This window comes from Pontibacter sp. HJ8, assembly GCF_054824225.1.
This window is the reverse complement of the sequence record NZ_JSYF01000176.1, coordinates 1-10878: the sequence shown is the minus strand read 5'-3', so window position 1 is coordinate 10878 and position 10878 is coordinate 1. Positions and strand designations below refer to the sequence as shown.

Below are 10878 nucleotides of genomic sequence, written 5' to 3'. Positions count from 1 at the left end.
AATGAGAGCTTCAGCACCGGCGAACAGTTAAAGTATAAAGTACATTATGGCCCTATCAATGCAGCGGAGGCCGTCATTGATATTTCGCCAAACCTGCACCGCATCAATGACAGGTTAACCTACAAGGCAACTGTGTATGGCAAGACCACCAACTCCTTTGACCTTTTCATCAAGATCCGGGATACCTGGCAATCGTACATCGACACAGCGGCTATCCTGCCACTGCGCTCTTTCCACAACATAGAAGAAGGCAGCTACCGCAAGCGCGAGACAGTGGATTTTAACCACTATACCAATACGGCGAAGGTGGAGATGAAAAAGCGGAACAGAGACAAAAAGCACAGCTCCCACAAGATACCCTCCGAAGTACAGGATATTGTGAGCGGCTTTTATTACCTCCGCACCCTGAACTATGATAAGTTTAAGGTAGGCGACAAATTTACGGTAAAAGGCTTTTTTGATGCAGAGACCTTTGATATGGTTGTCACATACAAGGGCCGCGAAACGATCAGCACCAAAGCCGGCTCCTTCAGAGCGATCAAGCTGGTGCCTCAGATGCCGAAAAACAAGCTGTTCAAGGGTGAAGATGCCGTGACCGTATACCTGTCCGACGACAAGAACAAGATTCCGGTGATGATATCGGCCGAAATGTTTGTAGGCGCCGTGAAAGTAGACTTGTACGAGCATAAGAATCTCAAACATAAGCCTGCCCTGGTCGCCAAAAACTAATCAACAGAAGCCAGCTCCAGTAGCTGGTTTTTTTATGGCTGGGAGCTCCGAATGTTAACAAAATATTATGCTTTTGTTTCGGAAGGACATAGTCGCATAGGATACAGTATCTTTACAGTGAAAGAACAGGCGTAGTTTACAATTGAAGAGGCTTTTGGAGTGTACTAAAGTTCACGCTTAAAAGTCAGTTTAGCAGTCTAACCAATCTTACTAACGTGCAGCTAACAAACAACTACAAGATACTGGTAGTAGACGATGATCCGGATATCGCGGAGCTCCTCCACTACAACCTCACCCGGGAAGGCTATGAAGTGGCACAGGCCGACAACGGCAAAAAGGCCATCGAGGTGGCCCATACCTTCAAGCCGGACGTGATCCTGATGGACGTCATGATGCCTGTCATGGATGGCATTGCCGCCTGCCGGCAGCTTCGCGAAGACAATGATTTCCGCCAGACCCACATTATTTTCCTTACGGCCCGTGCCGAAGAGTTCTCCGAAGTCGCTGCCTTTGAAGCGGGTGCCGATGATTTCATCACCAAGCCCATAAAACCGCGTGCCCTGCTCAGCCGCCTGGCTGCTTTTGCCCGCCGTGACGCCCACCAGGAAGAACAGGATAAAGTCATAGAGGCCGGAGGCCTGCGTATTGACCGCACCAGTTTCGCTGTTTTCAAAGGCGAACAAAAGATCACACTCCCCAAGAAAGAATTTGAATTACTGGCCTTCCTGGCTGCCACACCCAACAAAGTATTTTCCCGCGAAGAACTGCTCAATAACGTATGGGGCAGCGACGTTTATGTCATTGCCCGCACCGTGGACGTTCATATCCGGAAGGTGCGCGAGAAGATCGGGGAAGACAATATAAGAACCATTAAAGGTGTCGGCTACAAGTTCAACACCGACTAAAACATGAACCTGAATTCCCGTACGCTTGCGCTTTTAGTATCCTTGGCAGTGGCCCTTGTGCTCACTGCCTTTCTTGCTTTAGCCAGCTACTTCTCTTCCAAAGGGCTGATGGTGGCACTGATTCTGGTTTTCATCTGCTGTTTCCTGCTGGTATACCTCTCCTATGAAGCCCTGGTCTTCCGGGAGATCAAGAACGTGTATTCGAGCCTGGAGAAGATCAAAAAGCAGGATTACAAAAAAGCAGAAGGCCGTTCCCTCTTTACAGCGGACCCGTTGCGAAAAATAAAAGATGAAATATTCCTGATCGCCGAGCGCAAACAGCAGGAAATAGACGAACTAAAACACCTGCAGGTGATGCGCCGCGAGTTCCTGGCCGATGTATCGCATGAGCTCAAGACGCCGATCTTTGCCGCGCAGGGCTTCATCCATACTTTGCTGGACGGGGCCATGGACGACCCGGCCGTACGCGATAAGTTTTTGCAAAAGGCCGCCAACAGCCTCGACGGCCTCGACACCCTGGTGCAGGACCTGATCAGCATCTCTCAGTTTGAGAAAGGCGTGGTCCGGATGGAGAAACAGGACTTTGACGCCGTGCAGCTGATGCGCGAAGTGTTTGAGCAGCTCGAACAGAAAGCCACCGCCCGGCAGATACGCCTGCACCTGGAGGTGGAACCGACTGAAAGAGTCATTCTCCATGCCGACCCCAACCGTATCCGCCAGGTTTTTATTAACCTGGTGGACAATGCCATCAAGTACGGCCGCCAGGGTGGTAACATCTGGACCTCCTTTAGCGAGGGGCGCAAACGCTACACGATTACGGTCAAAGACGACGGACCAGGTATAGCCGAAGAGCACATCAACCGAATTTTTGAGCGCTTCTACCGCATCGACAAGAGCCGCTCCCGCGACATGGGCGGTTCGGGCCTGGGGCTGGCCATCTCCAAGCACATCGTAGAAGCGCACCGCTCCTTTATTGCCGTCAGAAGCGAACTGGGCAAAGGAACCACCTTACGCTTCAAATTGCAGAAGGAAAAAGGTGCTTAATTGTTGAATGGAAATTGTTGATTGCTGATTGTCGATTGTTTAAAACTGCTTCACTGCCCTTTCATGCGTTTCTTTTGAACAGGCCCTAAATCAGATGCATACCTCACGCATGTCTGCATAGACCTGGTTTTTCAACAATTTAACCATTAATCCATTCAACAATTAACAACCAACAATTAGCAAGCAATTATACAACCATCAAATTTGCGTATCTTTGCCGGCTGTATGGCAGAATGAGAGCCATACCCTCACAAAGTTAATTACCTGATGAAATACCCGGTTTTTAAAGACCTGATCATACATGAGGACGAAGACTTTCTGGTTGTAAACAAGCCTCCTTTTCTGGCTACACTGGAAGACCGCACTCCTAACTCTACCAACCTGCTCAAGCTGGCGCGCCAGTATAACCCGGACCTGCAGGCCTGCCACCGCCTGGACAAGGACACGTCCGGCTGCCTGGTATTTGCCAAAAACCCGGAGGCGTACCGCCACATGTCCATGCAGTTTGAGCACCGCGAGGTATACAAGGAATACCATGCCGTTGCCTGGGGCATCCACAAATTCCAGGACCAGTTGGTCAACCGTTCTATCCTGGCAGGTGCCAAGGGCGTGGCCAAGCTCACTCCGAAAGGCAAGCCAGCCGAAACGTATTTTACCACACTCGAAAACTTCGGCCAGCATACCCTCATCGAATGCCTGCCGGTGACCGGTCGCCTACACCAGATACGGGTACATTTGGCTTTCCTGGGCGCTCCTATTGTGGGCGATGAGCTTTATGGGGGCCAGAATGTATTTCTGAGCAGCCTGAAGCGCAAGTTCAATCTAAAGCAGCAGACCGAAGAACAACCCCTGATCAAACGTTTTGCCCTGCATTCGCGTGCCATCGGTTTTAAACGAATGGATGAAGAGCCCATCAAAATAGAAGCCCCCTACCCCAAAGACATGGCCGTGCTGATCAAGCAACTCCGGCAGTACTCCTAAAAATAAAAAAAGGCCTGATGTGATGTCAGGCCTTTTTTTATTCTTTAATCCGGTGTAATAAGATCAAGTACGCTCATTTAACTGATCTGCAACACGATCTTCCCTATATTCTGATTAGCCTCCATGTACCGGTGCGCTTCGGCAACGTCCTGCCAGTCGTACACCGAGTCCACGACGGGTTTTAGAGCACCACTCTCGAAGTGCGGCATGGCAAAAGCACTCATCTCTTTGGTCAACCGGATCTGGTAGTCGCGGGTGCGGGAGCGCAGCGTGGAGCCTATCACCTGCAGGCGCTTTGCCAGGACCCTGCGCAGATCAAATTCCTCCACCTTGCCTCCTCCCATTGTGGCCAGCAGCACCAGCCGGCCGTCCAGGCGCAGGCACTCGATGTTCTGTTTAAAATACGGGCCGGCTATGAAATCCACGATCACATCTACTCCTTCGGAATTGGTGTAGGCGAGCACTTCATCTTCAAAAGGTACGTCCTTGTAGTTGATCGCCTTGTGAGCTCCCAAATCCAGGCAGGCCTTCAGTTTCTGTTCCGAAGCGGTTACCAGTACTTCTGCCTGCAGGGCACGGGCCAGCTGTATGGCAGCTGTACCCACCCCGCTGGCTCCGGCATGCAGCAGCACCCGCTCGCCGGCCTGCAACCGGCCCAACCATACCAGCGCCTGGTAGGCCGTCAGGAAAACCTCCGGTATAGCAGCAGCCTCTTCCATGCTCAGGTTCGCAGGTATAGCCATGGCCATCTCCTCGTGTATCACGGCATACCCGGCGTAGCCGCCGCCGGGCAGCAAGCCAAATACTTTATCGCCTTCCTTAAACCGCGTACAGTTTATCCCTGCTTCTACTACTTCTCCGGCTATTTCGAGGCCCAGCAGCGGGCTCTCTCCTTTGGGAGGCGGGTATTTCCCTTCGCGCTGCAAGGTATCGGCCCGGTTGAGGGCTGTGGCATGCACGCGCACCAGCAGCTCATACGGCTTGGGCAGCGGCTGTTCGTACTCCCCGAGCACCAGTTGTTCCGGTCCGCCTGGCTGTTTTACAAGTATGGCTTTCATAACGGTTGTGAATCTGTAAGTTGATATAAGTTAGACGCCAGCCAGCACAGGATGTTTCTTCATGCATTCACAAGCGGCCTACCGGGCACAAAAACGGCATTTGTAATGGTAACTGAAACATTTTTATACAGAAAACAAGCTACTGCCCTACGCCGGTGCCATACCTGCCTCGGCACTGGCCGCAGCTATACCTGAGAAGAAGCTTCTACGTTTGATTACAGGCTTATACCTGTTGCTTTGGTCTGGAGGGTTAGCGCCTGTATGATGATCGTCAGGCTGTCGATGATGTTTGTGTCCCTTTAGGGGATTCATGCGCACGCTATACCTGGGGCTAAAGTTCGGCGCGGTCTACCTACCTTCCTGTGTTCCAGTATATTTCTACGACATGTATTGCATATCAAATAAATAGCTTATATCTTTGTGTCCATTTTCGAATAACCTTCGGAAATAAAGTCAATTGTTAAATAAATCGCTTACAACCACCAAAAATGGATCATTTAAGTTTTAAGACTCAGTATGTCAACAAGAAGACAGCCAACAAAGGCTGGGTGATTGTGGATGCTGGGCAAGGAAACCTGGGTCGCGTGGCGTCTGAAATCGCCAAGATCCTGAAAGGCAAGAACAAGCCTTCGTACACGCCAAATGCTGACTGCGGCGACAACGTAATCGTCATCAACTCTGATAACGTGCGTTTCTCCGGTCGTAAGTGGGATCAGAAGTACTACCTGTCGCACACTGGGTACCCAGGTGGCCAGCGCAAGACTTCTCCACGTGAGCTAATGGCTAAATCATCAACACTGCTTGTAGAGCGCGCTGTTCGCGGTATGTTACCGAAAAACAGCCTGGGCCGCGAGCTGTTCAGAAATCTTCATGTTTTTACAGGAAGCGAGCATCCATTTGCAGCTCAGCAGCCTAAAGAATTAACCCTCAACATCTAATAATTAATGGAAGTTATCAATACATCTGGTAGAAGAAAAACCTCGGTGGCACGTATCTACATGACGGCCGGGCAAGGGAATATCACTATTAACGGTAAAGATATCAAGGCATACTTCCCTAACGAAGTATTGCAAACTATTGTGAATCAGCCGTTTCAAACCTTAGAATTTATTGGCAAATACGATGTGGTTGCCAACCTCAAAGGTGGTGGTGTAAGCGGCCAGGCTGAAGCACTTAGACTTGCTATCGCAAAAGCACTGGTAGTAGAAAACGCCGAGACAAAGTCTGTTCTGCGTAAAGAAGGTTTCGTGACCAGAGACCCTCGTATGGTGGAGCGTAAGAAGTTCGGTAAGCGCAAAGCGCGTCGTTCATTCCAGTTCAGTAAACGTTAATATTAAAGGTGTATCAACAACATGGCAAGTACTAATTATAAAGAATTGCTTGAGGCAGGTGTTCACTTTGGCCACCTTACCCGCAAGTGGGATCCGAAAATGGCACCGTATATCTTCATGGAGAAGAACGGTATCCACATCATTGACCTGAACAAGACACTGGTTGCGCTTGACGAAGCTACTTCAGCTATCAAGAACATCGCCAAGTCTGGCCGTAAGATCCTTTTCGTAGCTACTAAAAAGCAGGCGCAGGAAATCGTAGCGGAAGAAGCACGTCGTCTTAAAATGCCTTACGTGACCGACCGTTGGTTGGGCGGTATGCTGACGAACTTCGCTACGGTGCGTAAGTCACTTAAGAAAATGTCTACTATCGACAAGATGGTAAAAGACAACACTGCTTACGCAGCGATCGCCAAGCGTGAAAGATTAATGCTTTCCCGTGAGCGTGAGAAACTGGAGCGTGTACTGGGTGGTATCGCGGATCTTTCCAGGCTGCCTGCAGCGCTTTTCATCGTTGACGTGAAGCGTGAGCACATCGCTGTGAAAGAAGCACAAAAGTTGAACTTGCCTGTATTCGCAGTTTGCGATACAAACTCTAACCCAGAGCAGGTTGACTTCCCAATCCCGGCGAACGACGACGCATCTAAATCAATCTCGCTTATCGTGTCTATCATGGGCAAGGCGATTGAAGAAGGTCTGTCTGAGCGCAAAGTGGACAAAGAAGAAACTGAGCGTAAGCGTTCTGAAGAAGAAGGCATCAAGGCGAAGCAAGAAGCTGACGAACAATAATCAAAAGTTTATATTGCATTACAAACGAACTGAACATTGGGCACAGCTGCTTCAATGTTCAGTTTGTTTTAGGGCAGTGGAGAGACACAAGATAGCAGACGCAGGACACAAGGTTTATACCTCGCGTGTCACACTTAGTCCAGGTATCGTGTCGCTTTCTGATAAGCCCAAACAAGTACATTCGTAATTCTTAATTCATAATTCTTAATTATAGAAAGATGGCTATTACAGCACAAGACGTTAACAGACTTCGCCAGGAAACTGGTGCAGGTATGATGGATTGCAAAAAAGCGCTTACTGAAGCTAACGGTGACTTCGAAGCAGCTAAAGATATTCTGCGTAAGCAAGGACAGAAAATTGCCAACAAGCGTGCCGACAATGCTACATCTGAAGGCCTGGTTCTGACACAGGTAAGCGCAGATGGTTCTAATGGCAAAGTAGTTGCCATAGCTTGCGAAACTGAGCCGGTATCGAAAGTAGAAGATTTCAGAACACTGGCACAGGCAGTTTTAAATGCAGCAGTTTCTACAAACGCTTCATCTAAAGAAGAATTACTGGCTACTCCACAGGCTGATGGTCGTTCCCTGCAGGACCACATCACAGACCTGATGGGCAAGATTGGTGAGAAAATCGACGTGATTTCTTACGAGTCTGTATCTGCTGAGAAAGTAGTTGCTTACAACCACTCGAACGGTAAACTGGGTGTACTGGTAGGCCTGAACAACACCAACGGCACAGACGTGACGGAAGTTGGCAAGGACATCGCCATGCAGATCGCTGCTATGAAGCCAATCGCACTGGACAAAGACGGTGTTGACGCAGCTACAATTGAGCGTGAGATTGAAATCGGCAAAGAGCAGGCACGTGCGGAAGGCAAGCCAGAGCAAATGCTGGAGAAAATCGCGCAAGGTAAACTCAATAAGTTCTACAAAGAAAACACATTGCTGAACCAGGAGTTCGTAAAAGACCCATCGCTTACCATCACGCAGCTGCTTGACAAGACAAGCAAAGGCCTGGCTGTAACAGAGTTCAAGCGTGTAGCTATCGGTGGATAATCCATTAAGCTTTATACCAAACAAAAAAGGCTCTGAGAAATCAGAGCCTTTTTTGTTTGGCTATACCTGAAATCCAGGTATAGGAGATGGGTATAGTCTTAAAACAGATTCTGCAAGAAAGCCGGTGTGTGCACCAAATCCGTCATCATCAGGATAGCTACCAAGGCTATACCTAAAACAAACCGGAGCAGGTAACTTCTAAGGGCTGCCTGGCCCAACTGCTGCAGCTGGTACAATCGCAAGGCCAGGCCGACAAGCATACCTAGTAAGCCTGCATATAGAAAAACGGTGCCGGAAATACTTCCAGAGCTCAGCGTCCCAAGTGAGCGGAGCATAGTTGGCCAAATGATGAGCGCCAATCCGCCATAAATCAGGAGTTGGGTTGCCAGGGTATTTTGCAGGATCAGTTTTTTCATGGGCCGATTCGCTTATCTGGTCTGGGCGATGCTTTTATCCACAGCACCTTGCGACTAAACTACAGAATTGCTTCTTTGTGAGCGGCCAGTAAACGCCTTCGCTATACCTATGCGTTGCGCCGAACCGTCGAGACAAAGGCATCGCGCATATCCACGAAACGATTAACGACGGCTTCAATGAACTCCTCGTCCAGCAGGGAAATGGCTCCCTCGTCTCCCATCACTTCGGTTTCCTCTATCTTATAAATCTGCTCCAGATTGGCTTTCTCCAGCTTCAGGATATATTTACCGTTGTAGGAATGCAGCGTTATTTTCACGTGCGGGTTAGGGATATCGGCTACTACTCTCATCAGTTTTATTTTTATGTTGGTTTATACGGTGTCCTCAATGGCGATACCCATTAGCTGCATGAGCTTGCTGGCATTAAAGCTACGGCAAATGCCCCGCTGCAGGGTATAGTCAAACAAAATTTTATTTCCCTCAATGGTGCTGTTAAAGCTATAGTTCTCCACGCTACCAGGCAACTCCTGCTCCATGGCTCCCAGTTCCAGATCGTGGGTCGAGATGAGGCCGGAAGCCGTACGCTGGTGCAGCTGACGGATCAGGGCCATAGCGCCGGCGTGACGGTCGCGGGAATTGGTACCCTTCAGTATCTCGTCTAACAGGTAAAAGACCGGCTCCTGCCGCTCCGTCATGTCGAGGAGTATACGCAGGCGTTTGAGTTCGGCGTAGAAAGAAGAAGTATTCTCCGCCAGGTTGTCGACGGTGCGCATGGCCGTGTATACCTGCACCGGGGCAACGGTCAACTTACGGGCACACACAGGCGCGCCCATAAAGGTCAGCACCATGTTGATGCCCACCGTGCGCAAGAAAGTCGTCTTCCCCGACATATTGGAGCCTGTCACCACGATCGTCTTACCGGCTCCCTGCATCGCGAGATCGTTGGCAATACGGTCTACAGAAAAAATGAGCGGGTGGGCCAACTGCTCCGCGTCAAATGCAAAAGGGATAGCGCTTAGCGAAGGTATAGCATAGTGCGGGTGCGCGTATTGGAAAGCGGCTAAACTGGCCAGCGACTCAAACTCGGCCAGCAGGTCCAGCGCCTCCTCCACCTGGTCCAGGTGCTGCGCTTTCCAGGACTCCAGCCGGTAGATCCACACAAAGTCCCACATCAGGATGGTGTTCAGGAAAAAGCTCATCAGCGTGCTCAGGCGCCACGAAAAATAGTCGATGATGGTGGCCACTTTGCCAATGGCGGCAGAGGTAGGCGTATTCCCTTTGTGCAACCGGCTTCTGATGCCTTCCAGGAGAGGAGCCTGAAAGGGATGCTGCTCCAGATGCTGCAGTTGGTCGGTATAGCTCTGCATAGCCTCATACATGCCGATGCTCTGCTCATAATACGCGTCCCGTACTTTCTGGAACCGCAGTCCCAGCAGGTATTGCACCACCAGCAAGGTCGCAGGCAGGTAGCCCGGGTAACCGTATAACCAGGCTGCGATCGCCGCCAGTGTGAGCATCGGCAGCACAAAGACCAGCACTTTCAGGAGTGGGTACTGCCTGTAAAAGTCTTGCTGCCGCAGCCAGTCAAAAAATTGCTGGCTGTCGCTCTCGGTATGCTTGTAGTGCCTGGGCTTCACGAGCGCCTGCTGCAGCCATACCTGCTCAGCGGGTTGGGCCAGTTCAGCCACCGCCTCCTGCCTTTGCAGCACTTCGTTTGCCGGGGCTGCCTGCCGCAGCCACTGCGCCAGGCGAAGCTTGCCGATACCTGTTACGGAGCGGTTGACCAGTTGAAAAAGGGAATCGCTGCCAAATATATCCAGATCGGAGGTATAGGGATGATGGTCGTCCCGGAAACCGGTCCCGCCATCGAACTGGTGCAGGTGGCCGTGCAGGCGCTCTATCTCCTGGAGGTTGAGCTGGTGCAGCAACTGCAACTGCCTGTACTTGTAGTCCAGGCGGCTGTGCCAGCGCATCACCAGCAAAAACAAAATGTAAAATACCACGATGCTGATAACGCCGGCGCTTATGTTGCCAGCACTAAAAAAATACCAGGCGACGGCTGCTCCCAGCACAAATACGACGACGCGCAGCCACGATACGGTGCGTGATCGGGAAGCTGCCTGTTTTTCCTGTTCTGCGAACGCCGAGGCCCGCTGCTTAAATTCTTCTTCTCTGTTATTCACGAATGCTTAGGTTGTGTGCTTAGCGACCAGGCTAATCAATAGTGGCGATGCACTTGAGTTCGATGGCAATGGGAGTTGGCAGTTTATTGATCTCTACAGTAGTTCGGCAGGGCTGATTTTCCTTGAAATACTCGGCATAGATGCGGTTGTAGGTCGCAAAGTCGTCTTTCATGTTGGTCAGGAAAACGGTTACGTCCACCAGATTTGCCCAACTAGAGCCCGAATCCTCCAGGATATAGCGCACATTCTGAAACACGGAACGGCACTGCGCTTCGATGTCGTAGGAAATAATGTGGCCTGCCCTGTCCAGCTCTACACCCGGTATTTTCTTTGTTCCCCGCTCCCGCGGCCCTACCCCTGACAGAAAAAGCAGGTTCCCTACACGGC

The 10878-nt window shown here is 50.5% G+C and carries 13 protein-coding genes; 8 read left to right on the top strand and 5 right to left on the bottom strand.

The window, feature by feature from the left end; all coding sequences use genetic code 11:
* The 4 genes from OB13_RS08940 to OB13_RS08925 all read left to right on the top strand — a co-directional run.
* On the top strand, positions 1-729 hold a 729-nt coding region (locus tag OB13_RS08940), incomplete at its 5' end, for a DUF3108 domain-containing protein (protein ID WP_461489817.1).
* Between the two features lie 215 nt (positions 730-944).
* Positions 945-1634 carry a response regulator transcription factor gene (locus OB13_RS08935; protein WP_461489816.1) on the top strand — a complete coding sequence of 230 codons (690 nt, stop codon included), beginning with the start codon at positions 945-947 and terminating at the stop codon, positions 1632-1634.
* Between the two features lie 3 nt (positions 1635-1637).
* Complete coding sequence (locus OB13_RS08930; RefSeq protein WP_461489815.1) at positions 1638-2678, top strand: sensor histidine kinase; 1041 nt, start codon at positions 1638-1640, stop codon at positions 2676-2678.
* 267 nt (positions 2679-2945) lie between these two features.
* Positions 2946-3659, top strand: coding sequence for an RluA family pseudouridine synthase (locus OB13_RS08925; RefSeq protein ID WP_461489814.1), 714 nt, complete (start codon positions 2946-2948; stop codon positions 3657-3659).
* 77 nt (positions 3660-3736) lie between these two features.
* On the opposite strand, the gene OB13_RS08920 is transcribed toward OB13_RS08925, so the two are convergent.
* A complete protein-coding gene (locus OB13_RS08920) occupies positions 3737-4717 on the bottom strand; it encodes an NAD(P)H-quinone oxidoreductase (protein WP_461489813.1) in 981 nt (326 codons plus the stop codon).
* Between the two features lie 488 nt (positions 4718-5205).
* Here OB13_RS08920 and rplM point away from each other — a divergent pair, with 488 nt between their 5' ends.
* The 4 genes from rplM to tsf all read left to right on the top strand — a co-directional run bounded on the left by rplM (position 5206) and on the right by tsf (position 7892).
* Entirely contained in the window at positions 5206-5655 is a 450-nt protein-coding gene (gene rplM, locus OB13_RS08915) for a 50S ribosomal protein L13 (RefSeq protein WP_461489812.1), read from the top strand.
* Between the two features lie 6 nt (positions 5656-5661).
* Complete coding sequence (gene rpsI / locus OB13_RS08910) at positions 5662-6048, top strand: 30S ribosomal protein S9 (RefSeq protein WP_461489811.1); 387 nt, start codon at positions 5662-5664, stop codon at positions 6046-6048.
* 21 nt (positions 6049-6069) lie between these two features.
* Entirely contained in the window at positions 6070-6837 is a 768-nt protein-coding gene (gene rpsB, locus OB13_RS08905; protein ID WP_461489810.1) for a 30S ribosomal protein S2, read from the top strand.
* Positions 6838-7055: 218 nt separating this feature from the next.
* Positions 7056-7892, top strand: coding sequence for a translation elongation factor Ts (tsf, locus tag OB13_RS08900; RefSeq protein WP_461489809.1), 837 nt, complete (start codon positions 7056-7058; stop codon positions 7890-7892).
* 98 nt (positions 7893-7990) lie between these two features.
* Here the strand turns inward: tsf and OB13_RS08895 are convergent, their stop codons facing one another.
* The 4 genes from OB13_RS08895 to OB13_RS08880 form a co-directional block, all read right to left on the bottom strand.
* Positions 7991-8308 (bottom strand): hypothetical protein, encoded by a 318-nt coding sequence (locus tag OB13_RS08895; RefSeq protein WP_461489808.1) that lies wholly within the window; start codon positions 8306-8308, stop codon positions 7991-7993.
* A gap of 107 nt (positions 8309-8415) precedes the next feature.
* Positions 8416-8658 (bottom strand): hypothetical protein, encoded by a 243-nt coding sequence (locus tag OB13_RS08890; protein ID WP_461489807.1) that lies wholly within the window; start codon positions 8656-8658, stop codon positions 8416-8418.
* 21 nt (positions 8659-8679) lie between these two features.
* Positions 8680-10491 (bottom strand): MutS-related protein, encoded by a 1812-nt coding sequence (locus OB13_RS08885; protein WP_461489806.1) that lies wholly within the window; start codon positions 10489-10491, stop codon positions 8680-8682.
* A gap of 31 nt (positions 10492-10522) precedes the next feature.
* Positions 10523-10878, bottom strand: a 356-nt coding sequence (locus OB13_RS08880; protein ID WP_461489805.1) for a RidA family protein, incomplete at its 5' end; no start/stop codon positions are given.

Coding starts and splice junctions, on each gene's coding strand:
- OB13_RS08930 (WP_461489815.1), top strand. CDS start 1,638: ATGAACCTGAATTCCCGTACGCTTGCGCTTTTAGTATCCTTGGCAGTG.
- OB13_RS08925 (WP_461489814.1), top strand. CDS start 2,946: ATGAAATACCCGGTTTTTAAAGACCTGATCATACATGAGGACGAAGAC.
- OB13_RS08920 (WP_461489813.1), bottom strand. CDS start 4,717: ATGAAAGCCATACTTGTAAAACAGCCAGGCGGACCGGAACAACTGGTG.
- rplM (WP_461489812.1), top strand. CDS start 5,206: ATGGATCATTTAAGTTTTAAGACTCAGTATGTCAACAAGAAGACAGCC.
- rpsI (WP_461489811.1), top strand. CDS start 5,662: ATGGAAGTTATCAATACATCTGGTAGAAGAAAAACCTCGGTGGCACGT.
- rpsB (WP_461489810.1), top strand. CDS start 6,070: ATGGCAAGTACTAATTATAAAGAATTGCTTGAGGCAGGTGTTCACTTT.
- tsf (WP_461489809.1), top strand. CDS start 7,056: ATGGCTATTACAGCACAAGACGTTAACAGACTTCGCCAGGAAACTGGT.
- OB13_RS08895 (WP_461489808.1), bottom strand. CDS start 8,308: ATGAAAAAACTGATCCTGCAAAATACCCTGGCAACCCAACTCCTGATT.
- OB13_RS08890 (WP_461489807.1), bottom strand. CDS start 8,658: ATGAGAGTAGTAGCCGATATCCCTAACCCGCACGTGAAAATAACGCTG.